This is a genomic window from Brevundimonas sp., from assembly GCF_036963785.1.
GTDB lineage: Bacteria > Pseudomonadota > Alphaproteobacteria > Caulobacterales > Caulobacteraceae > Brevundimonas.
The window spans coordinates 79513-104880 of sequence record NZ_JBALUS010000003.1; the positions used below are offsets into that span (position 1 = coordinate 79513).

Annotated in this window: 23 protein-coding genes and 1 tRNA gene; 8 read left to right on the forward strand and 16 right to left on the reverse strand. The window is 68.0% G+C overall.

Annotated elements, in window-relative coordinates:
* Positions 1-22: 22 nt before the first annotated feature.
* Together V7672_RS07085 and V7672_RS07090 are read right to left on the reverse strand one after the other, a co-directional pair.
* A complete protein-coding gene (locus V7672_RS07085) occupies positions 23-1789 on the reverse strand; it encodes a PAS domain-containing sensor histidine kinase (protein ID WP_335623895.1) in 1767 nt (588 codons plus the stop codon).
* Between the two features lie 240 nt (positions 1790-2029).
* Entirely contained in the window at positions 2030-4303 is a 2274-nt protein-coding gene (locus V7672_RS07090) for a TonB-dependent receptor plug domain-containing protein (RefSeq protein WP_335623896.1), read from the reverse strand.
* 238 nt (positions 4304-4541) lie between these two features.
* On the opposite strand from V7672_RS07090, the gene V7672_RS07095 reads away from it, so the two are divergent.
* A complete protein-coding gene (locus V7672_RS07095; protein WP_335623897.1) occupies positions 4542-5606 on the forward strand; it encodes a phytase in 1065 nt (354 codons plus the stop codon).
* Here V7672_RS07095 and V7672_RS07100 read toward each other — a convergent pair.
* The 3 genes from V7672_RS07100 to V7672_RS07110 all read right to left on the reverse strand — a co-directional run bounded on the left by V7672_RS07100 (position 5603) and on the right by V7672_RS07110 (position 7417).
* Positions 5603-6313 carry a TMEM175 family protein gene (locus V7672_RS07100; protein ID WP_335623898.1) on the reverse strand — a complete coding sequence of 237 codons (711 nt, stop codon included), beginning with the start codon at positions 6311-6313 and terminating at the stop codon, positions 5603-5605. The genes V7672_RS07095 and V7672_RS07100 overlap by 4 nt on opposite strands.
* Positions 6314-6438: 125 nt before the next feature.
* Positions 6439-6513: transfer RNA gene (locus V7672_RS07105), tRNA-Gly, on the reverse strand.
* A gap of 121 nt (positions 6514-6634) precedes the next feature.
* Positions 6635-7417: an SDR family oxidoreductase gene (locus V7672_RS07110; RefSeq protein WP_335623899.1), complete on the reverse strand. Its 783-nt coding sequence runs from the start codon at positions 7415-7417 to the stop codon at positions 6635-6637.
* Between the two features lie 59 nt (positions 7418-7476).
* On the opposite strand from V7672_RS07110, the gene V7672_RS07115 reads away from it, so the two are divergent.
* Positions 7477-7875 carry a YkvA family protein gene (locus tag V7672_RS07115; RefSeq protein WP_335623900.1) on the forward strand — a complete coding sequence of 133 codons (399 nt, stop codon included), beginning with the start codon at positions 7477-7479 and terminating at the stop codon, positions 7873-7875.
* On the opposite strand, the gene V7672_RS07120 is transcribed toward V7672_RS07115, so the two are convergent.
* Together V7672_RS07120 and V7672_RS07125 are read right to left on the reverse strand one after the other, a co-directional pair.
* Complete coding sequence (locus V7672_RS07120) at positions 7872-8594, reverse strand: 2OG-Fe(II) oxygenase (RefSeq protein ID WP_335623901.1); 723 nt, start codon at positions 8592-8594, stop codon at positions 7872-7874. The two genes, V7672_RS07115 and V7672_RS07120, sit on opposite strands and share 4 nt — an antisense overlap.
* Positions 8591-9592 (reverse strand): NADPH:quinone oxidoreductase family protein, encoded by a 1002-nt coding sequence (locus tag V7672_RS07125; protein ID WP_335623902.1) that lies wholly within the window; start codon positions 9590-9592, stop codon positions 8591-8593. Before V7672_RS07125 ends, V7672_RS07120 begins: the two co-directional genes overlap by 4 nt.
* 131 nt (positions 9593-9723) lie before the next feature.
* Between V7672_RS07125 and V7672_RS07130 the strand changes: the two genes are divergently transcribed.
* A complete protein-coding gene (locus V7672_RS07130; RefSeq protein WP_335623903.1) occupies positions 9724-10599 on the forward strand; it encodes an isoaspartyl peptidase/L-asparaginase family protein in 876 nt (291 codons plus the stop codon).
* A gap of 8 nt (positions 10600-10607) precedes the next feature.
* On the opposite strand, the gene V7672_RS07135 is transcribed toward V7672_RS07130, so the two are convergent.
* From V7672_RS07135 to V7672_RS07145, 3 genes are all read right to left on the reverse strand, one after another.
* Positions 10608-11432, reverse strand: coding sequence for a S1 family peptidase (locus V7672_RS07135; protein WP_335623904.1), 825 nt, complete (start codon positions 11430-11432; stop codon positions 10608-10610).
* 8 nt (positions 11433-11440) lie between these two features.
* Entirely contained in the window at positions 11441-11884 is a 444-nt protein-coding gene (locus tag V7672_RS07140; RefSeq protein WP_335623905.1) for a DUF350 domain-containing protein, read from the reverse strand.
* A 509-nt stretch (positions 11885-12393) separates the two neighbouring features.
* Positions 12394-12717 (reverse strand): metalloregulator ArsR/SmtB family transcription factor, encoded by a 324-nt coding sequence (locus tag V7672_RS07145; protein ID WP_335623906.1) that lies wholly within the window; start codon positions 12715-12717, stop codon positions 12394-12396.
* Between the two features lie 86 nt (positions 12718-12803).
* Here V7672_RS07145 and V7672_RS07150 point away from each other — a divergent pair, with 86 nt between their 5' ends.
* Entirely contained in the window at positions 12804-13715 is a 912-nt protein-coding gene (locus tag V7672_RS07150; RefSeq protein ID WP_335623907.1) for an acyl-CoA desaturase, read from the forward strand.
* A gap of 277 nt (positions 13716-13992) precedes the next feature.
* Complete coding sequence (locus V7672_RS07155; protein WP_335623908.1) at positions 13993-14277, forward strand: hypothetical protein; 285 nt, start codon at positions 13993-13995, stop codon at positions 14275-14277.
* On the opposite strand, the gene rlmN is transcribed toward V7672_RS07155, so the two are convergent.
* The 3 genes from rlmN to glmS all read right to left on the reverse strand — a co-directional run bounded on the left by rlmN (position 14249) and on the right by glmS (position 18233).
* Positions 14249-15400: a 23S rRNA (adenine(2503)-C(2))-methyltransferase RlmN gene (gene rlmN, locus V7672_RS07160; protein WP_335623909.1), complete on the reverse strand. Its 1152-nt coding sequence runs from the start codon at positions 15398-15400 to the stop codon at positions 14249-14251. The genes V7672_RS07155 and rlmN overlap by 29 nt on opposite strands.
* Before the next feature lie 120 nt (positions 15401-15520).
* Complete coding sequence (gene galU / locus V7672_RS07165) at positions 15521-16399, reverse strand: UTP--glucose-1-phosphate uridylyltransferase GalU (RefSeq protein WP_335623910.1); 879 nt, start codon at positions 16397-16399, stop codon at positions 15521-15523.
* A 19-nt stretch (positions 16400-16418) separates the two neighbouring features.
* Entirely contained in the window at positions 16419-18233 is a 1815-nt protein-coding gene (gene glmS, locus V7672_RS07170) for a glutamine--fructose-6-phosphate transaminase (isomerizing) (protein WP_335623911.1), read from the reverse strand.
* Positions 18234-18429: 196 nt separating this feature from the next.
* On the opposite strand from glmS, the gene glmM reads away from it, so the two are divergent.
* A complete protein-coding gene (glmM, locus tag V7672_RS07175) occupies positions 18430-19779 on the forward strand; it encodes a phosphoglucosamine mutase (protein ID WP_335623912.1) in 1350 nt (449 codons plus the stop codon).
* Here glmM and V7672_RS07180 read toward each other — a convergent pair.
* The 3 genes from V7672_RS07180 to V7672_RS07190 are packed head-to-tail and all read right to left on the reverse strand — an operon-like array spanning position 19776 to position 23866.
* Positions 19776-21056: a cystathionine gamma-synthase family protein gene (locus V7672_RS07180; protein ID WP_335623913.1), complete on the reverse strand. Its 1281-nt coding sequence runs from the start codon at positions 21054-21056 to the stop codon at positions 19776-19778. The genes glmM and V7672_RS07180 overlap by 4 nt on opposite strands.
* Before the next feature lie 11 nt (positions 21057-21067).
* Positions 21068-22372, reverse strand: coding sequence for an FAD/NAD(P)-binding protein (locus tag V7672_RS07185; protein ID WP_335623914.1), 1305 nt, complete (start codon positions 22370-22372; stop codon positions 21068-21070).
* A gap of 45 nt (positions 22373-22417) precedes the next feature.
* Positions 22418-23866, reverse strand: coding sequence for a phosphomannomutase/phosphoglucomutase (locus tag V7672_RS07190; RefSeq protein WP_335623915.1), 1449 nt, complete (start codon positions 23864-23866; stop codon positions 22418-22420).
* Positions 23867-24018: 152 nt separating this feature from the next.
* Between V7672_RS07190 and gpmA the strand changes: the two genes are divergently transcribed.
* Together gpmA and ribD are read left to right on the forward strand one after the other, a co-directional pair.
* Complete coding sequence (gpmA, locus tag V7672_RS07195; RefSeq protein WP_335623916.1) at positions 24019-24744, forward strand: 2,3-diphosphoglycerate-dependent phosphoglycerate mutase; 726 nt, start codon at positions 24019-24021, stop codon at positions 24742-24744.
* Entirely contained in the window at positions 24741-25367 is a 627-nt protein-coding gene (gene ribD, locus V7672_RS07200; RefSeq protein ID WP_335623917.1) for a bifunctional diaminohydroxyphosphoribosylaminopyrimidine deaminase/5-amino-6-(5-phosphoribosylamino)uracil reductase RibD, read from the forward strand. The genes gpmA and ribD overlap by 4 nt, the downstream gene beginning before the upstream one ends.
* Position 25368 lies beyond the last annotated feature (1 nt).

A 25368-nucleotide genomic window follows, 5' to 3' on the forward strand; every position in this document is an offset into this window, starting at 1 on the left:
GGTGGGGCGGAGAGGCATCCGCCTAGCTTGCCTGACTTTGATCCAGAGACACAAGCTGATCCGCCGGCGCTTCGGGAAGAGACAGGCTGACCTCGGCGCCCCCGCCGGGCGCGCGGTCGATCGACATCCGACCCCGGACCTGCCGGGCAAAGGCGTGGGCCTGGGCCAGGCCGAGGCCCTGCGCGCCCGGCTTGGTCGTAAAGAAAGGTTCGACCGCACGGGTGCGGGCCTCATCGGAGAAGCCCGGCCCGCTGTCGCGCACCGACAACAGCCAGCCGCCCTCCATCTTCGGTTCCAGACGGACGGCCACCGATCCCCGACCGTCGACGGCCTCGATCGCATTGGCGACCAGCGCCCGGACAGCCCCGTCAAAGATCACGGGATCCAGCCGCACCGGGGCCGGTACAGACGGAACCTCGACCATCAGGTCAACGCCCGGGCCGACCTGGCTTCGCAGCCGTGTCTCCAGCCCCTTCAGCAGCAGGGCCACATCCATGACCTGCACGGGGGATTCGTCCTCACCCTCGCTGAAGGCGCCCAGACGCCGGGTCAGATTCTCGCCCCTCTGGCCGGCGGCCAGGGCCGCTTCGCCCAGACGGCGAATACGGCTGGGGTCGTCGGCCTGTTTCAGCATCATGTCGAGCGCGCTGGTCATCACCCCGATCAGGGCGTTGAGGTCATGGACCAGCCCCCCGGTCAGGCGGCCGACATCGGCCAGCCTCTGGCTGCCTTCGCGCTCCAGCCGCGCCTCGGCCTCGGTCCGGCGAAGGGCCTCGCGCTCGCTGTCCAGCTCGGCCCGCACCGCAACCAGCTCAGCCTCGAGTTCGGCCTGACGGGCGGTCGCGGCGTCAAGCTCAGCCGGATCGATCTGCGGCGTCTGCTCGACCGGCGTTTCCATTTCGGGTTCGGGTTCGCGCCGCTCTCCGGCCAGCAGCAGGGCATCGACGCGCCCGTCGTTGTCGGTCAGGGGCAGCATCCGCCAGCGCACCTCGCCGGCATCGATGACGGGTGTGTCCTCGGGCGAGGCCGCGAGGCCGGCGCGGATCGCCTGATGCGCCGCCGCACGGTCGGCCTCGGCCAGGAAGACATCCATGAACGACCGGCCCACGGGGGCGTCGGCCCCATGCGCCAGAGCCTCGGCCACGGGATTGACCTCCCGCACCTGTCCCTCGGCATCGACGACGACGAGGGCGCTGGAGGCCGCCTCGAACACCCGACGGACATAGCCCGGGTCGGTGACCTCGACCGGCGCTGTCTCAATCTGGGGCGTCATCAGCCCCTCGGTCTCGACAATGGCGGCCATGGAGCCGACCACCTGGCCATATTCGTTCTCGATCGGCATGGCGGTGACCGAGACCAGCATGGTCCTGCGGGTCGCCGGATTGGCCAGCAGATGCTGGAAGCCCTTGACCGTCTGGCCCCTCAGCGCGCGGGCGCTGGGCAGAAGGTCCGGCGGCACGGGCCGGCCGTCGGGAAAGGTGATGCCCCAGGTCGCCGAATGGAACCGCAGACCCAGCAGTTCAGCGTCCCGGCGTCCCAGCAGCTGGTGGGCGGCGCGGTTTGCATAGACGAATTTGCCCTGGCTGTCGGTCTCGACCAAGGCCACCGGAACAGCATTCAGGGTCTCGAACAGACGCTTGTCGGCACTCTCGGCGGCCTTTTGCACCAGGTCCAGCTCGGACGAGGTCGAGACGTGGCGCACCCTGTGGGTCACGGCAAACCATGCGCTGAACAGGGCGACACAGACCGAGACTGCCGTCACGGCCCAGAGCACCAGGGTCCAGTTCACCTCACCTTCCAGAAACATTGACGGCCTTGATCCCGATTTGAAGCAGTTGCGCGGTTCAGGCACGACACCGTGCAAGAGGCGAACCGGTTCCGCGTCAGCTCCCTCGCAAGGCGACTAGACCGCCGCAGCAGCCGGGTCCAGCGACCTGCGGTCACGATCCGGCGAGATCATGCAGCGCCCATGGCAAAGGGGCCGGACGTCTCCGCCCGGCCCCCTGTCATTGCAGATCCGTCAAAGGCCTCAGAAGGCGATGCGCATCACCAGCTGGTAGACCGGGCCGGCCGACTCGGTCTCGACTTCATATTCGTCGTAGTCGCGGGCCAGTTGATCGCCGACGCTGTCAAACTTGTCGAACACCTCGTCCTTGGAGGAGTCCAGCAGGTTCGACCCGGTCAGACGCACGACGACATTCTCGCCGATCTGCTTTTCGAGGAAGACCTCGAGGTCGGCGCCGTAGGAGGTGACGACCTCTTCCGTCAGAACCCGGTCCTGGGCGTCGCCCTGTTTCCGGTAGGTGGCCCCGAAGGCCGCGCCCCAGGTCGGCAGGTCCTGGGTGAAGCCCAGGCTCAGCACATAGTCCGACTGCCCGTTGAAGCGGCGCTCGCCGGCGAAGTCGGTGATCTCGCTGTCCAGCCAGGAGTAGTTGAGGAACACACCGGTCGACTCCATGCCGACGAAGTCCAGCGGGGTCGAGAGGTCGAACTCCAGCCCATAGACCTTGCCGTCGCCGACGTTGTCGACCGTGTAGACGAAGGTGCCGGGGCCCTCGGAACCTTCGACACCGGTGTTGGTCTCTTCGACCAGATCGGTGATGTCGCGGTAGAAGGCATTGATGCCGACCACGCCACGACGGCCCAGACGACGCTCGAAGCCGAGGTCGAAGCCGACCGCCGTCTCCGGCTGCAGATCCGGGTTGCCGACGAAGTCGCTGTCGCCGAACTCTTCTTCCAGCAGCGCGGGCGACAGACGATCAAAGTTCGGGCGGCGCACGGTGCGCGCGGCCGAGAAGATCACCCGGTCGGTGTCATTCAGACGCCAGCGCAGGCTGAATGAGGGCAGGAATTCGCCATAGTCGTTCTCGGTCACCTGCTGGGCCGCCGGAACCGTCCGGTCGGTGATGGTGACGTCGGTCGACTCATAGCGCAGACCGGCCTCCCAGCGCAGGTTTCCGGAGTTGCCCGACACCATGACATAGGGGTCGATGCGGTTTTCCTCGATGGTGGCGTCGCCCCCCTCGACCGGGCTGAAGGGGCCATAGTCCGGCACGGTCGGCCGGGGCGCCGGAGCGTTGGGCACATTGAAGCGGATCCGCGGGGTTTCCTCGATCAGGCTGTCGCGGGTCTTCCAGTTGGCCTGCAGGCCGAACTCCAGCTCCATGTCGTTCGACAGGTCGATCTTGTGCTCGATCGCCGCCTTCCACTCCTCGTCCTGGATGTCGACGCGCTCGGAATCCAGGGTGAAGCGGTCTTCGTCCGGGAAGGGGTTGGAATCGCGCAGATACTCGGACTCGGCCTCGAATTCGTACTGCTGGTCGTCGATGGTCGCATAGGCCAGTTTGAAGGTCGTCTCGCCCCCGAACATCTGGCGCTCGTAGCGGCCGCGCAGCGACAGGTTGTCGGTGCGGATGTCGAGGTCGTTGTCATTGACCACCGCCAGATTGGCCTCGGTCTCGATGCCGCCCTCATATTCCAGGGAATCTTCGTCCTGGAAGCGGTCGGTGCGAACAAAGACGCCCGCGATGTCCAGCATGCCGCCGGCCAGCGGCACTTCGTATGAGGCGTTGAAGGCATAGTCAGTACCGTCGCGGACGTCGGTCTGAACCTCGGTGTTGTCGATGGTGCCACCCGGCTCGTCATAGCGGATGCTGTACTTGTTCTTGGGGTTGCGGCGGTCCTGGACATTGGCCCCGACCAGCAGGCGACCCTCGCCGACCTGACCCCCCCAGACGGCGCCATAGGTGCCGCCGAACTCGCCATATTCGCTGTCCGGGAACATCAGGGCGCCCAGACGGATGTATCCGCCATCCAGCGACAGGGCATCGCGCAGAACGATGTTGATCGTGCCGGCCACGGCGTCGCCCGACCGGTTGGCGGAGGAGGAGCGAACCACCTCGACGCGCTCGATCAGCTCGGCGGGGATGCGGTCCACGAAGAAGGAGCGGTCGACGCCCGAGCCGGGCACTTCCTCGCCGTCGATCAGAATCTTGGTGTAGCCGGGGTCAAGGCCGCGCAGGCGGGCACCGTCGGACTCGAGCACGTCGGACAGAAAGGTCACCGACGGAACGCGGCGCAGGGCGTCGCCCACGGTCAGCGGCTCGAACCGCTGGAAATAGTCGAGGTCGTAGGACAGGGTCGGCACCACATCATCCGTGCGGTTCCGCATGGCCGGCTGACCGGTGACGATCACATCCTCGACGGCGGTGACCGGACCGGTGGGTTCCGCGTCCTGGGCAAAGGCGGCACCCGCCGCCAGAACGGGCGCCAGCGCGGCGCCCACGAGAAGCTTCAGTTTCATGATGTCGTCCCCTGGGGCGGACGTTGTCTCGTCCCTGGCCCCGGAGTGGCCGTTAGCGCCGCCCGGCAACGCCCGAACGACAGATTTCCGACCCGAGCTTGACGGTACGGATGCGGCCTTGTGACAAGTCTTCTGATAACGGAGTGATTTTCACACCATCTTGATATCTATCGTCTTTTTTCTTGATTGTGACAGTCTGCCGTGTACAGGCGGCGCAGACCCTTTCCGGAGCCTGACCATGCGCACCCTCGGCCTGATCCTGACCACCACAGCCCTCGGCCTTTCAGCCTGCGCCACGATCGAGGATCGCGGGCCGCAGGGCATTTTCGCCCCGGGCGACCCGGCAAAAGCCGTTATGGCGGCTGTCGAGACGGTCGTGACCACCGATCCGGAGGTCGACGCCGACGATCCCGCCCTGTGGGCGGACCCGCGCGATCCCTCGCGGGCGGTGATGTTCGGCACCGACAAGTCGGACGGCCTGTATGTGCACAATATGGACGGTTCGGTCCGCCAGTTCCTGCCCTCGGGTCCGGTCAACAATGTCGACCTGCGGGTCGACTTCCCGACCTCGGCCGGCGAGCGGGTGCTGGTGGCCGCCAGCAATGACGCGCCAGGGGCCAATGGCGTGAACCTCTATCTGTTTGATCCGGCGACCCTGACCACGGCGGACTATGGCTTCCTGCCCACGACCTACGAGCCCTACGGCTTCTGCATGGGGCGGCGGGACGACGGCTTCTATCTCGTCGTGACCACCAAGGCCGGCACGGTTCACCAGATGTCCGTTGCCGACGGGCCGCAGGGCCCGGTGATCGGGCCCGAGCGGGTCCTGACCCTGGGCAGCCAGCTGGAAGGCTGCGTCGTCCATGACGCCGCCGACATCGTATATGTCGGGGAGGAAGATGTCGGGGTCTGGCGGTTCGTCTTTGATCCGTCGGGACCAACCAACGCCCTTGAGGTCGCCGGCGTGGACCGTATCCGCATCAAGGACGACGTCGAGGGGCTGACGATCCTCCGGGACCGGGGGGTCGACTATCTGATCGTGTCCAGCCAGGGCGACAGCACCTATCCGGTCTATCGGATTCAGGGGCAGCGCCACTTCTATGTCGGTCGCTTTGCGATCGTCGACGGTCCCGAGATCGACGCGGTCACCCAGACCGATGGCCTGAGTGCCTTCTCCGGTGCGATCGGCCCCTTCCCCGAGGGCGCGATCGCCTTCCACGACCATGAGGACGCGCCCAACCCGGGTCAGCAGAACTTCAAGATCGTCGACTGGCGCGTAATCCGCGAGGCCCTGGGGCTCTAGACAGGGGCCTCCGGACGAGGGCTCTGGACGGGCACCGGCTCGTCCCCGACCGGGCGCTTGCCGATCCGCCAGTAGTAGAGGCCGATGCCGGCCGGGATCAGCCAGTAGGCAAATCCCGGCAGCCACGGCGTGTGCCGCAACAGGGGCAGGGCGGCGAGTGTGGCCGAGGCCAGACCGGCCGAGCCGCAGATAACCCAGATGTCCCGTCCACGGACGAGCGCAAGCCGGGACGGTACATCGACCGCCGTGGTCCGCGCCACGTGATGCAGCAGCACATAGAGGCCGCTCAGAAAGGCAAACCCCAGCCCGTAGCTGACGAAGATGCCGCGCAGGTCGCCGAGGGTGGTGATCCGCTCGCGGCCGGGCACCAGACCGCCGGTCATCCAGCTGGCGCCCGTCTCGGCCAGAAGGCGCAGGGGAAAGACATAGATCATCACGGTGAAGACGATCATGAGACTGATGAGGGTGATGGCGCCGTCACGGGCGGCGGTCATCCGCCCGAAGCGCCGGTGCGCGGACCAGAACAGGGCCAGAAGGGCAAAGCCCACGGCAAAGGCCGGCACCCGCCCGAGCGCCATGTCCAGATCGGCATAGGTTTCCAGCGGGCGCGAGCCGGAAATGACCAGCAGGGTCAGGGCAAAGGCGAATGAGGCGTCGACGAAGGCATCCAGCCGGCGCGCGGCGACCTCCTGCAGAGACTCGGACATGACAGACCCTCCCCGAACGGGAAGGTGATCCGCAATCTGTCGGGGATCAAGCGGGCAATCAGGCGGGGCCATGGCCGTAAAAACGAAAAGGCCCCGCCGGAGCAGGGCCTTCTGGTCGGTTCGACTGGAGCGGGCGAGGCGATTCGAACGCCCGACCCTCACCTTGGCAAGGTGATGCTCTACCCCTGAGCTACGCCCGCACTCTCAGTCGAGAGCGGGGCGTATAGCCGAGGGGGGCCGGGGCCTGCAAGGGGGAAGATCGCAAAATCATCCGATCCCGCGCTCAAGCAGCGAGCCGCCGCGCGGCGAGCGGTAGCGCGCTTATCTCGGCGCAAGCCGAATGGCGCCGTCGAGGCGGATGCATTCGCCGTTGATATAGACGTTCTCGGCCAGATGCAGGGCAAGCGACGCATAGTCCGCCGGGGTGCCGAGGCGGCTGGGGAAGGGAATGGCGGCGGCCAGGGCGTCCTGGATCTTCTGGTCCATGCCGGCCATCATCGGCGTCCACATGATGCCGGGCAGGATGGTGTTCACGCGCACACCTTCCTGGGCCAGGTCCCGGGCGACCGGCAGGGTCATGGCATAGACGCCCCCCTTGGAGGCCGAATAGGCCGCCTGTCCGATCTGGCCGTCCTGGGCCGCGACCGAGGCGGTGTTGACGATCAGGCCGCGCTCGCCGTCGGCCATCGGTTCGGCCGCCACCATGCCCAGCGCCGACTGGCTGAGCACCCGGAAGGTGCCGAACAGATTGATGCGGACGGTGCGCTCGAAGGCCTCCATGTCATGGGCGCGCAGCTCGCCCGTATCGCGCTTGCGGCTGACGGTCTTCTGGCCCGTGGCGATGCCGGCGCAGTTGACGGTCAGGCGCTCCTGGCCATGGGCGGCGCGGGCCTTTTCGAAACCGGCCGCCACATCCGCGTCCGAGGTCACGTCGACCTTGCAGAAGACGCCCCCGATCTCGGCCGCAATCTTTTCGCCGGCTTCCTCATTGAGGTCGAACAGGGCGACCCGCACCCCTTTGGCCGCCAGCGCCCGGGCGGTGCCCTCGCCAAGGCCCGAAGCGCCGCCGGTGACGACAGCGGCGATGGAGGAGTCGAGTTTCATGGGGAGTCCTTTGTCAGATCGGGATTGAACCGGAAGGGGTGTGGGACGATTTAGGGGTGATGGTCCGTCCTGCCAAATCCTCATCCGCCGAAATCGCCCGGGGCAAGGCCCTGATCCCTCGCGTCGACAAGCTTGACGAGGTCAAGGTCGAGCGCCGCTTCTGGCCCAAGGTGCAGCGCAGCCTGGCGCGCATCCCGTTCGCCGATCATCTGCTGAGCGTCTGGTATGCCGCCCGGGACCCGCAGACGCCGGCCGGGGCCAAGGGCATGATGCTGGCGGCGCTGGCCTATTTCGTCATGCCGGTCGATGCCATTCCCGATGTTCTGGTCGGGATCGGCTTTACCGACGACGCCGCGGTGATCACGGCCGTGGTCGCCACCCTGTCAGCCCATATCCGGTCGCGCCACCGCGAGGCGGCCCGTCAGGCGCTGGCCCGTCTGGCCCGGACCGAAGACTAGCTGCCGGGCGGACGCGTCCGCCACCAGCCGGTGATGGAATAGCGCGGCGCCGCCGCGAACGGCGCGACCATCGAGACGGCATGGTCCTGGGGCACCTTGAACAGGTTCAGCGTGCCGAAGGACGGGGTAAAGGTCTCGGTCACCGCCCCCTCCCCGTCGAGGAACATCAGCAGTCCGCCCCACTCGGCCCGCCAGCGCGGCGACAGGTTCAGCACATAGGCATAGAGCCGCCCGGCATCCTCATGGGCGTCGGTGTGGCCATTCAGGAAATGCCCCGGCAGGTAGCGCGTCGGCTGGGCGTCGACATAGGCGATCCGGTCATCGCCGGTCAGCTCGCGCGCAAACTGCAGAAACGGGTCGCCGTTGAACAGGTCGTGCAGCTCGAACAGCACCGACGGCAGCGGCAGACCCATGGCGCGCGCCTGGCCCAGCTTGATCCGGTCGAAGATGAACTGGAAGCCCTCGGTCGCCTCCTCATGGGCCATGCCATACAGGCGCGCCTGTTCGGCGAGCGGCTCGGCCTCGAACACGGCGACCGGGACGTCGGCATTGTAGGGGTTCTGGATGGCGCGGTTCCAGACCATGTCCGGCCCGGTCAGGGCCTCGTGCAGGGCTTGCGCGCCGTCGCCCAGCAGGCCGGAGACCCGGGCGCGACCGGTTGCGGCCAGTCGCTCGGCCGCGCCTGCCAGATTCAGATCCGGAGCAAGGGCGAGGGTCACGGCCCGACGGTCACCACGATCTTGCCCATGGCCGAGCGGTCGCCCAGAGCCTGGATGGCTTCGTGCGCCTTGTGCAGGGGGAAGGTGCGGCTGACGCGCGGGCGAATCTTGCCCTCGCTCCACAGCGTCATCAGGTCGGCCATATTGGCGGCATGGCCCTTGGGATCACGCATGACGGCCGCGCCCCAGAAAACGCCAATCACGGCCACCGACTTCAGCAGGGTCAGGTTGAGCGGCAGCGACGGGATGCCGGCCGGGAAACCCACCACCAGATAACGCCCGCACCAGTCCATGGCCCGAAGCGCCGGCTCGGCATAGTCGCCGCCCACGGCGTCATAGACGACATCGGCCCCGTCGCGCCCGGTGGCCAGCTTCAGCTCGCCCGACAGCTCCTTCTGGGCCGCCTTGTCCATGGGGCCGGAGGGGTAGATCAGACCGTTGTCTGCACCCAGTTCCAGCGCGAACTCGACCTTGTCGTTGGTCGAGGCGGCCGCCACGACGCGCGCGCCCATGGCCTTGCCCAGCTCGACGGCTGCGGCGCCGACACCGCCAGCGGCGCCCAGCACCAGCAGGGTCTCGCCCGCCTGCAGCTTCGCCCGGTCCTTCAGGGCATAGTAGCTGGTGCCATAGGTCATGATCAGGGCCGCGGCCGTCTCGAAGTCCATCGCCTTGGGAATCGGGATCACGCTGGCAGCGGGCACGGCAATCCGTTCGACGAGTCCGCCCCAGCCGGGCACCGCGATCACCCGGTCGCCCTTGTGGATGCCCTTGACCCCCTCGCCGATCGCCTCGACCACGCCGGCCACCTCGGCACCCGGCGCGAAGGGCCGCTCGGGCCGGAACTGGTATTTGTCCTCGATGATCAGGGTGTCGGGGAAGTTGATGCCCACGGCCCGGACCTCGATGACCACCTCGCCGGCCTTGGGTGTCGGGTCCGACACCTCCTCGACCACCAGGGTTTCCGGGCCACCGGGGGCCTTGGACAGGACTGCGCGCATGAAGAACCTTTCGGGGAGACGGAAGCGGGGCGGCCGGAGCGACTTGCCACCCCTGCCGGTCAGACGGTAACGCTCCGGCCCCACACTCCACAAGACATGAACCGGCCTGTCCGGCGCCCGGAGGCGTATTGATGACCCGACCCGCCCTGATCCTGCACGGAGGCGCCGGTGCCCGGCGCAGCCAGGACTATGCCGCCGAGAGGGCCGACATGGCCGCGGTCGTGCGCGCCATGCAGGCCCGGCTGGAGGCGGGCGAGGCTGCGCTGGACGTCGCGGTCGAGGCCGTCTGCCTGCTGGAGGATTCGGGCCTCTATGTCGCCGGGCGCGGCGCCTCGCCCAATCTGGACGGGGACTATGAGCTGGACGCCAGCCTGATGGACGGGGCCACGGGCCGCGCGGGGGGCATCGCCGCCCTGCAGGGCTTCCGCAATCCGGTGCGGGCCGCACGCGCCGTCATGGACCACACGCCGCACGTCCTGCTGGTCGGCGAGGGGGCGCGCCGGTTCTGCGAGGATCAGGGGCTGGAGACCGTGCCCGGCGGCAACGACTGGTTCACCCGGGCCGGACAGGGCGAGGACAACCATCCGCCGGGGACGCTGGCGCACGGCACGGTCGGCTGCTGCGTACTGGACACACAGGGACGGCTGGCGGCCGCCACCTCGACCGCCGGGGTGTTCGGCAAGCTGCCCGGCCGGGTCGGCGACACCCCCCTGCCCGCGAGTGGCACATGGGCGGATGGCCATGCGGCGGTCTCGTCCACCGGTCAGGGCGAATACTTCATCCGCACGGCGGCGGCGGCCCAGGTCGCCTGGCGCGTCGCCTCGGGCCAGACGGTGGCCGAGGCCGGACAGGCCGTGATCGACGCCATCGGCACCATGGGCGGCGACGGGGGCCTGATCGCCCTGGACCGCGCGGGGCGCCACGCCGACCCCTATAACAGCCAGGGCATGAAGCGGGCCTGGCTGACCCCCGAGGGCGAGATCGGCGTCGCGGTCTTCAACGACTGAGGGGCCGCTCAGGCTGACAGGCAGACCACCTGGGCGACGCGCAGGTCGCGGCGGAGGGCGTCGGCGACGCGGCCGTAGTTGGCCAGCGTGACGGGCTCGTCCAGCGGCCGGGCATCGCGGTCCGGCATGCCGCGGATGGCGGGGCCGAAGGTGTCGGGGGCCGTGGTATAGATCCGGCCCCGGCGCGGGGCCTCGGCGATGGTCACACCCAGCACCCGGCCCTGACGATCCAGCACAGGGGCGCCCGACAGCCCCGAGAGCGTGCCCTTCAGCCCCGCCGTCCGACCGACCTCGGCCCAGGCGAGGACCGGCTCGTCGCGCTGGCCGCGGCCGCGTACCCGGAAGGTCTCGCGGCCCAGCAGGCGCGACGTGACCTCACCCGCCCGCCCTTGGGGATAGCCGGGGTGAAAGCCGCGCTGGCCCTTGCGCAGTTCGGGGGCGGTGACCACCGCCAGCGGGTCGGGCCCGCCCTCGGTGATCAGGACGGCGACGTCGGCGCGCGGCGCAATGCGGACACTGGCGGCGACGGCGCGACCGCCGCCGACCATCAGGGCCGGCTTCGTGCAGCCCTCGACCACATGGCGGGCGGTGACCCAGCGGCCCTCGCCCGCGACCGAGAAGGCGGTTCCCGAGGCGGGCTGGAAGGGAATGTCCGGCGCATTCAGGGTGATGGCCGGGTCGAAGGGGGTGATGGGCCCCAGCAGGGCGCCCTCGACCTCATCCGGTTCGGGCGGCGGGGGCGGGGTGAAGACCTCCTCGCGCCGGTCAAGTGCCCAGATCAGGATCGCCAGCGACAGGAGACCGTAGAAGGCCCAGTCGGTCAGTCGCGACATGCCCCCCCCTAGCCCGCGAGGGCTGCGCCGAGGATCAGGGCGGTCGCCAGCTTGGCCCCGACCAGCAGCACGGCGGCCGAGATCTCGCCCTCGCGGATGCGCTGGGGCAGGCCGGTCAGCAGCATGTCGACCAGCCGGAAGACGAACAGCTGCAGCACCACGGTCGCCACGCCCCAGATGACGATGTCGCGGATCGAGGTCGAGACCGACAGGCTGATGGCCAGCGGAATGGCCAGGCCGATCAGCACGCCGGCAAAGGCGACGGCGGCGGCGGAATTGCCCTCGCGGATCAGGGCGACCTCTTTCCAGGGGGTCAGCAGGGCGTAGAGGGTCGTGCCGAGCACCAGGAGGGCGATGGTCACCGCCAGATGGGTCATCAGAACCGGAAAGCCCCGGGCAAAGGCCTGGACTTCGGGGCTGGTCAGGACGCTGGAGAGGGACGAGGAGTCCATGGAAGGGGTATGCGGGGCCTGAAGATCACGGAAGAAAAAACCGCCCTCCGTCCTTGCCTCAATCCAGCCCCAATCCGCAAGCGCGGCGGAGCCACAGTCTGTGACGAAAGGTTACGGGTGGGGTGGAGGAAATACCGTCTGAATCGTCTGGATGGTCTGAGTTCATAGTTACCGTCTGAACCGTCTGAACCGTCTGAACCGTCTGAATGGAGGAATCATGTCTGCGCTCGCGGTGGGTTTTGGCAACCGGACAGTATCGGCGACGCGCGAGCCAAGGCGGGGAGAACGGTGAGGGAAGGAGTTGGAGGCTTGATTCGGCTGGGGATTTGGGGCTCGAGTATCGCAGTATCCGTCTCCTCCCTAACGAAGTTGGGGAGGTGGATCGGGGGCGATAGCCACCGAGACGGAGGGGCTCTCGAGGGCGGGCCTGCGTTAAAGAGCCCCTCCACCGCTCCGCGGTCCCCCTCCCCACCTGAGGTGGGGAGGAGACAGGGGCGGCACATCCGCCCTCAGTCCGGCGTCGGGCGGGCGGGTCTGGCCGCGAGGGCGGCGCTTTCCTTCTTCAGCGGGCGCGAGACCGGGCAGACCTCCTGCACATAGCCGTTCAGGGTATTGGCCAGGGCGTCGGCGACCAGGCTGTAGTGAACGAACTGGCCCTTCTTTTCGCTGGTGACCAGACCGGCATTCTCGAGCACCGACAGGTGCTGGGACACGGCCGGTTTGGAGATTTCAAACCGGGCCGCGATCTCTCCCGCCGTCAGGTCGGCATGGGCCAGATAGGCCAGAATCTTGCGCCGCACAGGGCTGGAGAGGGCTTCGAATACGCGTTGCATCCTTGAGTATTTAAGCGATTTGCTAAGGGCTTGCCAGCCGCATTCGTATGTGTAAGCTATTACTTAAATACCGAAGGGCCAAGCAGATGTCAGACGTCCACGATCCGAATGCCGTCAACAGCCTTGTCGAACGGCCCGGGTGTAGCCCGGTCGAGGGCCGGGTGGTCTGGGACCCGGTTCACTCGCTCTGGAATGGGGGCATGCTGGCCGCCGCCGTCGTTCTGGCGCCGCTGACCTTCAGCTGGAGTGCGCTTGCCGTGTTCGTCGTCACGACCGGGGGCGCCCTGCTGCTGGGGCATTCCGTCGGCTTTCACCGGTGCATGATCCACGGCAGTTTCCAGTGCCCGCTGTGGCTGGAACACACATTGGTCTGGATCGGTACGGCCGTCGGCATGAGCGGCCCGTTCTGGATGATCCGGGCCCATGACCTGCGCGACTGGGCGCAGCGGCAACCAGACTGCCATCCCTATCTGGCCAACCGCGCGCCGATCCTGACCGATGCCTGGTGGCAGATGCATTGCCGGCTGGAGCTGGAGCGCCCGCCCGCGTTCGATCTGGGTCGGTTCCAGCGGGACCGGTTCTATCGGTTCCTCGAACGCACATGGATGCTGCAGCAACTGCCGATCGCGGGACTGCTGTGGCTGGCCGGTGGCTGGAGCTTTGTCGTCTGGGGCGTGTGCGTCCGGATCTCCGTCTCGATCATCGGCCACTGGTTCGTCGGGCGTCTGGCCCATACGCAGGGCCCGCAGAGCTGGCGCGTGCCGGCGTCGGGTGTGCAGGCCCATGACGTGCCGTGGGCGGCCATCCCGACCATGGGCGAGGCCTGGCACAACAACCATCATGCCTTTCCCGGCTCGGCGCGGCTGGGTCTGTATCCGGGCCAGAGCGACTGGGGCTATCGCTTCATCCAGCTGCTGGAACGGATGGGGCTGGCGTGGGACGTGCGCACGCCGGAGGTCATGCCGGGGCGGATTGCGCGGCTGGAGGCGGTGCGATGAGGATTTCCCGCCCGCGGGCGTTGCGGACGGGACTGGCTCGGGATTTGCGGACGCTGGAGATGATGAGGTCCAGGTCGGCGCTCAGGCCAGCGCGAGAACCATCATGACGAACTACGTTCTTGAGCGGCCTATTCTGGGGACGGCGGCGGGGAGCATGCTTGGTGGTTTGCTCACATCCGCTTGGCTCACATTACGGCTCTGGGCCACGCCTCCCGTCTCGGGACGACCCCAGCCCGACGCCACTCAGCTCGTAAACTGGGGCGGCTTGAGCTTCGTCATGGCGACGATCGTCTTTATGATTGGGTTACTCATCATCGGCGTCCCGGCATGGACAGCGCTGCATAGCCGGGGCTTTCGCGGACCCTGGATAGCGACTTCGCTCGGGGCAGCCTTAAGCTATGGCGCCACTGTGGTGTTCGACCTCACCAGTCATCACGTCGTATTCTACGAGCTCGGAGATGTATTGCTCGCTCTCGCCGGCGCCATCGTGGGCTGGACCATCCAGCGGATAGCCTATGCGCGAGCCGACCAGGTCAAGCCGCCGTCTGCTCCGCCCGTCTGACACTCGCCCGGACCTTTTCGCTTTCCGACTTCAGCTGGCCGCAGGCGGCGAGGATGTCGCGGCCGCGGGGGGTGCGGATGGGCGAGGCATAGCCGGCCTTGTTGAGGATGGCGGCGAAGCGTTCGATGGTCTTCCAGTCCGAACATTCATAGTCGGTGCCGGGCCAGGGATTGAACGGGATCAGGTTCACCTTGGCGGGGATGCCCTCGATCAGTTTCAGCAGGGCGCGGGCTTCCTCGGGGCTGTCGTTGACGCCCTTGAGCATGACGTATTCGAAGGTCACGCGGCGGGCATTTGACAGGCCCGGATACGCGCGGATGCCGGCCATCAACTGGGCCAGGTCATACTTCTTGTTGAGCGGCACCAGAACGTCGCGGAGGGCATCGTTGGTGGCGTGCAGGCTGATGGCCAGCATGGCCTGGGTGCGGGTGCCCAGAGCCTCGAGCTGCGGCACGACGCCCGAGGTCGAGACGGTGATCCGGCGGCGTGAGAGGGCGATGCCCTCATTGTCCGAGATGATGTCGATGGCGTCGGCGACGTGGTCGAGATTGTAGAGCGGCTCGCCCATGCCCATGAAGACGATGTTCGACAGGCGGCGGTCTTCCTTGGGCGACGGCCATTCGCCGAGGTCGTCGCGGGCCACCTGGACCTGGGCCACGATCTCGGCCGCCGTCAGGTTGCGGACCAGCTTTTGCGTGCCGGTGTGGCAGAAGGTGCAGTTGAGGGTGCAGCCGACCTGGCTGGACACGCACAGGGCGCCGGCGCGACCCACGTCAGGGATGTAGACGGCCTCGACCTCAATGCCCGGGGCGGTGCGGATCAGCCATTTGCGGGTGCCGTCGTTCGACACCTGACGCTCGACGATCTCTGGCCGGGCGAGGGTGAAGGCCGCGGCCAGCTTTTCGCGCGTGTCCTTGGCCACATTGCTCATGGCGGCGAAGTCGGTGACGCCGAAATGATGGATCCAGCCCCAGACCTGGGAGGCGCGCATCTTCGCCTTTTCCGGCGGGCAGATGTCGGCGTCGATCAGGGCCTGACGCAGGCCCTCCCGCGTCAGCCCCGAGAGGTTGACGGGCGCAGCCAGGGAAGGCCGGGCGCGGGAAAGATCGAGCGTGGCGCTCACGGAAAGCATCCTGTCGAGGCGGGCGGGGCGGGTGGAAAGGCGGGGCTTATAACACAGAACCCGTCACGATTAAGGCCCCGTCCCGGACAGCGGCTGCGGCGCTTGCGGGATGACAATCCGTCAGAGCAGGGCCGAGATAGCCTCTCGCGCGGCCTCGCCGAGGTCGGGGCGCTTCAGCGCCAGGGCGACATTGGCGCGCAGCAGGCCGATCTTGTCGCCGCAATCGTGGGTCACGCCTTCGTACTCATAGGCGGTGAAGGCCTGGTCCTGCATCAGCCGGGCCATGGCGTCGGTCAGCTGGATCTCGCCGCCGGCACCGCGGCCTTGCGTGGCCAGCAGGTCGAAGATCTGGGGCTGGAGGATGTAGCGGCCCGAGATCGACAGGTTCGAGGGGGCCTCGCCGCGCGGGGGCTTTTCGACCATGCCCTTCATCGAGATGCGGCGGCCGTCGCGTTCAGCCGGGTCGACGATGCCGTATTTGTGGGTGTCGGCCTCGGGCACCTGTTCGACGCCGATGACATTGCCGCCGACCTCGGCATAGACGTCGGCCAGCTGTTTCAGGGCGCCGGGCTGACTGTCGACGATGACGTCGGGCAGGATGACGGCAAAGGGTTCGTCGCCAATGATGTCGCGGGCGCACCAGACGGCGTGGCCGAGGCCCTTGGGCTGCATCTGGCGGGTGAAGCTCATCTCGCCGGCGGTGGCCAGTTCGCCGTTCATCATCTCGAGGATGTCGGTCTTGCCCTTGGCCTCCAGCTGGGCCTCCAGCTCGATCTGGTGGTCGAAATAGTCCTCGATGGCCTGTTTGGCGCGGCCGGTGACGAAAACGATATGCTCGATCCCGGCCTCGCGCGCTTCCTCGACGATATAGCTGAGGATGGGGCGGTCGACGACGTTCAGCAGTTCCTTGGGCGTGGTCTTGGTGCCGGGCAGGACCCGGGTGCCGAGACCGGCGACGGGAAGGACGGCCTTGCGCAGGCGGGCGGGGGTGGCGGGCATGGACGACTCCTGTACGGGATCACTCAACCGTGACGGACTTGGCAAGGTTCCGGGGCTGGTCGACGTCGGTGCCCTTATGGACGGCGGTGAAATAGGCCAGCATCTGGACCGGAATGGCATAGACCAGCGGCGCGATCAGGGGATGACAGTCCGGCGCCTCGATCCGGGCGATGCCGGTGCCGTGGGGCGTGGGGGCCGACAGCGGCGCGATCATCACCACCGGGCCACCGCGCGCGGCCACTTCCTGAAGGTTGGAGGCGGTCTTTTCGAACAGCTCATCCAGCGGGGCGAGGGCGACGGTGGGCGTTTCCTCGTCGATCAGGGCGATGGGGCCGTGCTTGAGCTCGCCGGCGGCATAGCCCTCGGCGTGGATATAGCTGATTTCCTTGAGCTTGAGCGCGCCTTCCATCGCCAGCGGATACATGGCGCCGCGGCCGAGGAAGAGGACGTCGGTGGCGCGGGACAGGTCATGCGCCACCTCGCGCATGCGATCTTCCATCTGCAGGGCCTCGGCGATCAGGCGCGGAGATTCGAACAGGGCCTGGACCAGTCTGGCCTCTTCGTCCGCGCTGATCCGGCCGCGGGCCACACCGGCGGTGACGGCCAGGGCCAGCAGGCCGGCGACCTGGGCCGTGAAGGCCTTGGTCGAGGCGACGCCGATCTCGGGCCCGGCATGGGTGGGCCACAGATATTGCGCCTCGCGCGCCATGGATGAGGAATGGACATTGACCAGGGCCGCGGTCGGCAGGCCCAGCCCCTTGCACCAGGTCAGGCAGGCGAGGGTGTCGGCGGTCTCGCCCGACTGGCTGACGGCTACGGCCAGGGTGTCGGGCATCAGGGCCGGCGAGCGGTAGCGGAACTCGGACGCGATCTCGACGTCGCAGGGCAGGCCGGCCAGTTTCTCGAAGGCATAGCGGCCGATCTGGGCCGCATAGAAGGCGGTGCCGCAGGCCACGATCTGGATGCGGGCGATCGATTTGAAGTCGACGTCCTGTTTGAGGGCCCGGCCGTTGACGAAATCCAGATAGGCCGAGAGCGTGCGCTGGACGCTGTCGGGCTGTTCGTGGATCTCCTTTTCCATGAAGTGGCGGTACTCGCCCTTCTCGACCTGGGCGGCCGAGGCGGAGACGATCACCTTCTGACGTTCGACCGGTTCGCCATCGACGTCGAACATGCGGGCGCCGGTGCGGTCGAGGGCGACATAGTCCCCCTCTTCCAGATAGCTGATGGTCTGGGTGAAGGGACCGACGGCGAGCGCATCCGAGCCCAGATACATTTCGCCCTCGCCCCAGCCCACGACCAGCGGGCTGCCGCGCCGGGCGCCGAGGATCATGCCGTCCTCGCCCTCGATCAGCACGGCCAGGGCATAGGCGCCCGTCAACCGGTCGAGGACCGACTTGAAGGCGACCACGGGATCATTGCCGCCGCCGAGAGCGCGATCCAGCAGATGGGCGACGACCTCGGTGTCGGTCTGGCTCTCGAAGGTGTTGCCGAACGCCTCCAGCTCGGCCTTGAGGTCGGCGAAATTCTCGATGATGCCGTTGTGGACCAGGGTCACGCGTCCCGCCTTGTGCGGGTGGGCGTTTGCGGTCGTCGGCGCGCCGTGGGTCGCCCAGCGGGTGTGGCCGATGCCGACGGTCGAGGACAGGGGCTCGGCCTTGAGCACGGCTTCCAGCGCGGCGATCTTGCCCTTGGCGCGGCGGCGCTCGATACGCCCCTCGACCAGGGCGGCAACGCCCGCCGAGTCATAACCCCGATATTCGAGGCGCTTGAGGCTTTCGATCAGCCGGGGCACGGCCGGGCCCGTGCCGGTGACGCCAATGATGCCGCACATAGGTTCGTCCCTTATCAAAGATCGTCAGAAAACCATGGCTTTACGCACAGCCCCGTGACGGTCTAAGCCCACTCCGCCCTCGGGGGGCGGCTCCCCCCTAGGCCAAGACGACGGGGCCTGACACCTAAATTGCGGTTTCGCAAGGTTTCTGTCTCTGATGTCGGACACGCCGGGGGGCCAGGAGTGAGGGATATTCATGGCTGAGAGACGCTATTTCGGGACCGACGGCATCCGGGGCCGGGCCAACACCCACCCCATGACGCCCGAGGTGGCCCTGCGGGTCGGGCTGGCCGCCGGGCGGATGTTCATGTCCGAGGATGACCGGCGCCACACGGTGGTGATCGGCAAGGATACCCGTCTGTCCGGCTATATGATCGAGCCCGCCCTGGTGGCCGGCTTTGCCAGCGCCGGTATGGATGTGATCACCTTTGGGCCGCTGCCGACGCCGGGCGTGGCCATGATGACCCGCTCGATGCGGGCCGACCTGGGCGTGATGATCTCGGCGTCGCACAATGCCTTCATCGACAACGGCATCAAATTGTTCGGGCCGGACGGCTACAAGCTGTCGGACTCGGTCGAGCTGAAGATCGAGGCGATGATGGACGCCGATCTGGACGCCGATCTGGCGCCCGCCGACCAGCTGGGACGGGTCCGGCGGATCGACGACAGCCAGGCGCGCTATATCGAGGTGGCCAAGGCGACCTTCCCCAAGGCGCTGAGCCTGAAGGGTCTGAGGGTCGTGATCGATTGCGCCAACGGGGCCGGCTATCGCGTCGCCCCGACCACCCTCTATGAGCTGGGCGCCGAGGTTTTCCCGCTGGGGGTCGAGCCCAACGGCCTGAATATCAATGCGGATTGCGGCTCGACCTATCCGCAGGCGCTGAGCGCGGCGGTCAATCTGCACCGCGCCGACATCGGCATTGCGCTGGACGGCGACGCCGACCGGGTGATCATCTGCGACGAGAAGGGCCAGGTCGTGGACGGCGACCAGATCATGGCGCTGGTCGCGCGCGACTGGGCCACCCAGGGGTTGCTGATGGGCGGCGGGGTCGTCGCCACGGTCATGTCCAATCTGGGACTGGAGCGGGCGCTGCTGGCCGACGGTCTGACGCTGGAGCGGACCAAGGTCGGCGACCGCTATGTCATGGAGCGGATGCGCGAGGGCGGCTTCAATCTGGGCGGCGAACAGTCGGGCCACATCATCCTGCGCGACCACGCGACCACCGGCGACGGCCTGATCTCGGCGCTGCAGGTGCTGGCCGTGCTGGTCAAGAGCGGGCGCAAGATGAGCGATCTGGCCCGTCAGTTCGATCCGGTGCCTCAGATCCTCGAGAACGTCCGCTATGCCGCCGGCAAGCCGATGGAGTCAGCGACCGTCAAGGCCGCCATCGCCGAGGGCGACGCGCGGCTCAAGGGTCAGGGCCGGGTTCTGGTGCGCAAGTCCGGGACGGAGAAGCTGATCCGCGTCATGGCCGAGGGCGATGACGAGGCCCTGGTGCGCTCGGTCGTCGACGACATCTGTGCCGCCGTGAAAACAGCCGGCTAGACCGCGGCGAGGGCCTGTTCGAGGTCGACCCACAGGTCCTCGACGTTTTCGACGCCGACCGACAGGCGGATCAGGTCATCGCCGATGCCACAGCGGCCCTTGGCCTCGGACGAATAGTCCGAATGGGTCATGCTGGACGGGTGGGAGGCGAGGCTTTCGGAGCCGCCGAGGCTGACGGCCAGTTTGAACAGCCTGAGGGCATTCAGCATGCGGAAGGCCTCGGCCTCGCCGCCCTTCAGCCGGATGGAGAAGGTCGAGCCGGGCCCCTGGCACTGGGCCTCGAAGATGGCGCGCTGCTCGCCGGCGCCACCCCCGGCGACCAGCACATCGGTGACCTTGTCGTGGGCGCGCAGACGCTCGCTGAGCACCCGGGCGTTGTCCTGGGAGCGTTCCATGCGCAGGTGCAGGGTCTCGAGGCTGCGGCTGAGCAGCCAGGCGGTATGGGGATCGGTGGCGGTGCCACAGATGGTGCGCATCTCGGCGATGCGGGCCATGACCTCGGTCGTGCCCAGACACCCGCCGGCGATCAGGTCGGAGTGGCCCCCGACATATTTGGTCAGCGAATAGAGCGACAGGTCCGCGCCGAGCTCGAGCGGGCGCTGCCACAGGGGACCGAGGAAGGTGTTGTCGACGGCAACAATGGGGCGTTCGGCCTGATCCAGCCCCCGGGCTTCGGCGACGGCGGCGGCGATATCGACGACCTGATTGGTCGGATTGGACGGCGTTTCCAGATAGACGACGGCAAGGCGCCCGCCGCCTTCCACCGCCTTGGCGGCCGTGTCGCGAATGGCCTGTTTCAGGACTTCGGTGCCGCCCGTGGCCAGCACCTGGGCCACCTTGACGCCATAGCGGGGCAGGATGCGGTCAAACAGATATTCGGTGCCGCCATAGGCCGGAGCGGCATAGAGAACGGTGTCGCCGGGACGCGTCAGGGCCAGCATGGCCGTCGAGATGGCCGCCATGCCGCTGGAAAAGACCAGGGCCCGGTCTGCCTTGTCCCAGACGGCCAGGCGATCCTCGAGGATTTCGAGGTTGGGATTGTTGATCCGCGAATAGATCAGGCCCAGCGCCTCGTCCGGCTCCTTTTCGCGCAGACCATAGGCGACCTCGAAGAAGCGCTTGCCGTCTTCGGCGGACTTGAAGACGAAGGTCGAGGTCTGGAACAGCGGTGCCTTGATCGCCCCCTCGGACAGGGTGGGGTCGTAGCCAAAGCCCATCATCAGGGTCTCGGGCGCCAGATCGCGACCGCCAAGCGTGCGGGATTTGTGGTGGCTCATGCGAATACTCCTTACTCAGCCAACGTCCCGGCCAGGACCTCGATCCGTTTGCGGATGTCGGGGACGGCGACGGTTTCCCAGAAGGTGGCCCGGGCGGGGGGGCCCAGGACCATCAGCGTCGGATCGGGGGTGCCGTCGGCCGTCAGCACGCGTCCGCTGTCATCCAGATCCAGTCCCAGCCGCAGGGGGTCGAGGCGGGCGCGGCCGGTCGAGATCAGCGGCCCCGTCAGCGGATCGCGGGCGGGATCGTGGCCCGGGCCCGTACAGTCGATCAGCCAGTCCGCGGCTACGCTCTCGGTGACGGTTGCGCCCTTGGGCCGGAAGGTGAGGGTCACGCCATCACCGGCAGGCGCCACCGAGACCACCCGCCCGGCGGTGACGGTCAGACGCCCGGCGTCGGCCAGGGCCTGGATTTCTGCTGCAATGGCGGGGGCGATGCGGTGACGATGCACATCCCAGAAGGGGCGCAGGTGGCGCACCCACCGGGCGCGGGTGGCGGCATCCGCCGCGCGCCACAGATCGCCGGTGACCGGGCGCAGACCCTCCATCAGCGCCCGCCACTGACCCTGCTTCGCCAGCCGACGGGCCGCAGACAGCCGCGCCGAGGCGGGGCCGTCGGCCAGCTCGGGCAAGACCGGCAGCGGGGCCTCGGGGTGATCGTGATGGGCGCGCGGGCCCAGCCCCCGACGGGACAGGGCGAACAGCGGCCCGCGCCAGCCCCGGGCCTTCAGCCAGACCGCCATATCGACCATGGTCAGGCCGGTGCCGATGATGGCGACGCGGTCGTCGCCGCGGATCCCGTCGAGCGCGCTCGGCGCCCAGGGGTCAGCGATGATCCGCCGGCTGTCCGCCGACGCTGTGCGGGGCGCGGGATTGCCGGTCGCCAGCACGATGGCCCGGCCGGACACGCGGCGGCCGTCGTCGAGCAGGACGGTCTTGCCCTCGATCACCCCGGCGCAGCCCTGCACCCGGGTGACCCGCCCGGGATGCGATGCCTCGACCGCGCGCAGACGGTCCTGGACGTAGAGGCCATAGAGCCTGCGGGGCGCGAAGCCTTCCGGATCGGCGCGGTCTGGATGGTTGAGCCCCAGCCAGTCGACGAAATCGCCGGGCCGGTCCTCGACGGCGCTCATCCGGTTCGAGCGTACATTCAGCAGGTGGCCGTCAAACGGGGTGGAATAGGCCACGCCGAGGCCGAAATCGCCGCCGGCATCGATCAGGGTCGAGGTCACGCCCCGTTCAGCCAGACGCGCGGCGGCCATGGCGCCGGAAAATCCGCCGCCGATGATGACGATCTGGTCGCTTGAGCTGGTCACCCGTCCTCCCGGTCGAGGGCCTAATGGACCGCTGCGCGGGTGCGGTCAAACTTCCTGATTCCAGCCCCCGACCTCGGGATGGGCGGCCAGCCGGGGTTTGACCTCGTCATGGAAAAGCGCCCGCATGTCGGCCTCTGACGTCAGGCTTTCGACCACCACGACCAGCTCGGGCTTGTTGGAGGAGGCGCGGACCAGCAGCCAGGCACCGCCCTCCAGCTCGACCCGGATGCCGTTGACCGTCACCAGCTCCAGAATACCCCGGCCCAGCACAGTGCCACCGGCGGCCGCCAGCGCCCGGTATTCCGATGCGATCCGCTCGACCACCGCATATTTCTCAGTATCCGGACAATGGGCGTTCATGGTCAGGGAGGTGAAGGCCTGCGGCAGGTCGGCCTCCAGTTCCGACAGGCGGCGGCCACCCGCCCGGTCCAGCAGGCGCAGGATTTCCCGGGCGAACACAAGGGCGTCGTCATAGCCACGGCCGAGCGGCGGGGCGAAGAAGACGTGGCCCGACTTTTCAAAGCCGACCAGCGCGCCTTCGGCGGCGACCGCCCGCTTCATATGGCTGTGGCCGGTCATGCCATAGACGACGCGCGCCCCGGCGGCCGCCAGCACGGGGTCGGTTCGGTAGAGGCCGGTCGACTTCACATCGACGACAAAGGTCGCGCCGGGATGATCTGCGACCAGATCGCGCGCCAGCATCAGCCCCATGCGGTCGGCGAAGATTTCGCGGCCCCGATCATCGACCACGCCGCAGCGGTCGCCGTCGCCGTCAAAGCCCAGGGCCAGATCGGCCCCCGTCTCGCGGACCCGTTCGGCCATGGCGTCCAGCATGACGCGGTCTTCGGGGTTCGGGTTGTAGCGAGGGAAGGTCCAGTCGAGGTCGGTGTCCATCTCGATCACCTCGGCGCCCATGCGGCGCAGGGCCTCGGGGACAAAGGCTCCGGCCGTACCATTGCCGCAGGCGGCGAGAACCCGGATCGGCCGGGACAGTTTCGGCCCGGACGCGACCTCGGCCTGATAGCGCTCGGCGAAGTCCTGAACGGTGACGACGTGCCCGCCGGGTCGCTCGATCCGTCCGCCCTCGAGCGCCAGAGCTTTCAACCGCGCCATTTCCTCCGGGCCGAAGGTGAAGGGCGGATGGGCGCCCATCTTGACCCCGGTCCAGCCGTTTTCGTTGTGGCTGGCGGTGACCATGGCGACGGCGGGCACGCCGAGGGCCTCGCGGGCGAAATAGGCGATGGGGGTCAGGGTGAGGCCGATGTCGTGGACCTCGGCCCCGCCGGCGACCAGACCCCGGATCAGGGCTGATTTCACATCCCCGGAATAGCTGCGGAAATCGTGGCCGGTGACCAAGCGCGGGCTGTCCAGCTCGTGCAGCAGGGTGGCCAGCGCCAGCCCCAGGGTCTCGACACCCTCAAGGTCCAGATCGGGGCCCAGAACCCAGCGGGCGTCATATTCGCGAAAGCCGGTCGGAGCGATCAGGCCGGGCATCAGACACCTCGGGGCAACAGGGAACAGCGGAGGGCTATAGGAGAAAAGGGGCGGGCCGATCAAACGGCCTGCGAAGGATCGCGACCTGCGGCCCGGCTTGACCCCCGCCCGGGGGACGCCTAGGCGAAAACCCTTGTCATCCGGAGATCTGCATGCCCCGCCTCGTCCTTTTGCGTCACGGCCAGAGCCAGTGGAACCTCGAGAACCGCTTCACCGGCTGGGTCGACGTCGACCTGACCGATCAGGGCGAGGCCGAGGCCAGAAAGGGCGGCGCGCTGATCTCGGAGGCCGGTTTCACCCCGGCCGTCATGTTCACCTCGGTGCTGAAGCGGGCCCGGCGGACCGGGGATCTGGCGCTGGCGGCGGCGGGTCTGAAAGACGTGCCGATCGTGCGCGACTGGCACCTGAACGAGCGGCACTATGGCGGACTGACCGGCCTCAACAAGGCCGAGACGGCCGAGCAGCACGGCGAGGATCAGGTCCGGATCTGGCGCCGCAGCTATGATGTGCCGCCCCCGCCGATGGAGGCCGACCATCCGCACAGCTTTGCCGGGGACCCCCTGTATGAGGGCCAGACGATCCCCGATACCGAGAGCCTGAAGACCACGCTGGACCGGGTGCTTCCCTATTGGGACGCCGAGATCGCGCCGCGCCTGAAGGCCGGAGAGGATGTGCTGATCACCGCCCACGGCAATTCGCTGCGGGCCATCGTCAAACATCTGTTTTCTGTGCCGGACGACCGGATCGTCGGCGTCGAGATTCCGACCGGCAATCCGCTGGAGATCGATCTGGACAGCGATCTGGTGCCCACGGCGGCCCGCTATCTGGACACGGGGCGGGCGGCAGACCTTCCGCCGCTGCCGGAGACGCAGGCGTGAGCGCGCCCGACGACGCCCGCCATATGGCCCGCGCCATAGAGCTGGCGCAGGCGCGGATGGGGGAGACCTGGCCCAATCCGGCGGTCGGCTGTGTGCTGGTCAACGACGGCGAGGTGGTTGCCGAGGCCGCCACCGCCCAGGGCGGCCGGCCCCACGCCGAGGAACAGGCGGTTCCCGCCGCCGGCGACAGGGCGAAGGGCGCGACGGCCTATGTGACGCTGGAGCCGTGCGGGGCGCGGTCGTCGGGGCGCAAGTCGTGCGCCCACTTCCTGGCGGAGGCCGGGGTGTCGCGGGTGGTGATCGCGGCGCTCGACCCCTCGCCCTTTGCCTCGGGCCGGGGCACCGAGCGCCTGCGTCAGGCCGGGCTGGAGGTCGAGACCGGCCTGATGGCCGATGAGGCGCTGGCGCTGTGCGAAGGGTTTTTGCACCGGCTGGAGACCGGCCGGCCGCTGGTGCGGATCAGCGAGACGGGGGACGGGTTTGATGCCCGCTTTACCGCCTCGCCGCGCGCCGATCTGATGGGCGAGCTGAGCCGGCTGGGCGAGGCCGGCTACACGCGGTTGTGGGTGTCGCCGGGCGAACTGGCCGACAGCCTGAAGGATCAGGGCCTGCTGAAGGTCTGAG

Excerpts from the sequence above, each read along its gene's own strand:
- V7672_RS07090 (WP_335623896.1), bottom strand. The coding sequence starts at position 4,303 with ATGAAACTGAAGCTTCTCGTGGGCGCCGCGCTGGCGCCCGTTCTGGCG.
- V7672_RS07095 (WP_335623897.1), top strand. The coding sequence starts at position 4,542 with ATGCGCACCCTCGGCCTGATCCTGACCACCACAGCCCTCGGCCTTTCA.
- V7672_RS07100 (WP_335623898.1), bottom strand. The coding sequence starts at position 6,313 with ATGTCCGAGTCTCTGCAGGAGGTCGCCGCGCGCCGGCTGGATGCCTTC.
- V7672_RS07110 (WP_335623899.1), bottom strand. The coding sequence starts at position 7,417 with ATGAAACTCGACTCCTCCATCGCCGCTGTCGTCACCGGCGGCGCTTCG.
- V7672_RS07115 (WP_335623900.1), top strand. The coding sequence starts at position 7,477 with ATGGTCCGTCCTGCCAAATCCTCATCCGCCGAAATCGCCCGGGGCAAG.
- V7672_RS07125 (WP_335623902.1), bottom strand. The coding sequence starts at position 9,592 with ATGCGCGCAGTCCTGTCCAAGGCCCCCGGTGGCCCGGAAACCCTGGTG.
- V7672_RS07130 (WP_335623903.1), top strand. The coding sequence starts at position 9,724 with ATGACCCGACCCGCCCTGATCCTGCACGGAGGCGCCGGTGCCCGGCGC.
- V7672_RS07135 (WP_335623904.1), bottom strand. The coding sequence starts at position 11,432 with ATGTCGCGACTGACCGACTGGGCCTTCTACGGTCTCCTGTCGCTGGCG.
- V7672_RS07140 (WP_335623905.1), bottom strand. The coding sequence starts at position 11,884 with ATGGACTCCTCGTCCCTCTCCAGCGTCCTGACCAGCCCCGAAGTCCAG.
- V7672_RS07145 (WP_335623906.1), bottom strand. The coding sequence starts at position 12,717 with ATGCAACGCGTATTCGAAGCCCTCTCCAGCCCTGTGCGGCGCAAGATT.
- V7672_RS07150 (WP_335623907.1), top strand. The coding sequence starts at position 12,804 with ATGTCAGACGTCCACGATCCGAATGCCGTCAACAGCCTTGTCGAACGG.
- V7672_RS07155 (WP_335623908.1), top strand. The coding sequence starts at position 13,993 with ATGGCGACGATCGTCTTTATGATTGGGTTACTCATCATCGGCGTCCCG.
- galU (WP_335623910.1), bottom strand. The coding sequence starts at position 16,399 with ATGCCCGCCACCCCCGCCCGCCTGCGCAAGGCCGTCCTTCCCGTCGCC.
- glmS (WP_335623911.1), bottom strand. The coding sequence starts at position 18,233 with ATGTGCGGCATCATTGGCGTCACCGGCACGGGCCCGGCCGTGCCCCGG.
- glmM (WP_335623912.1), top strand. The coding sequence starts at position 18,430 with ATGGCTGAGAGACGCTATTTCGGGACCGACGGCATCCGGGGCCGGGCC.
- V7672_RS07180 (WP_335623913.1), bottom strand. The coding sequence starts at position 21,056 with ATGAGCCACCACAAATCCCGCACGCTTGGCGGTCGCGATCTGGCGCCC.
- V7672_RS07190 (WP_335623915.1), bottom strand. The coding sequence starts at position 23,866 with ATGCCCGGCCTGATCGCTCCGACCGGCTTTCGCGAATATGACGCCCGC.
- gpmA (WP_335623916.1), top strand. The coding sequence starts at position 24,019 with ATGCCCCGCCTCGTCCTTTTGCGTCACGGCCAGAGCCAGTGGAACCTC.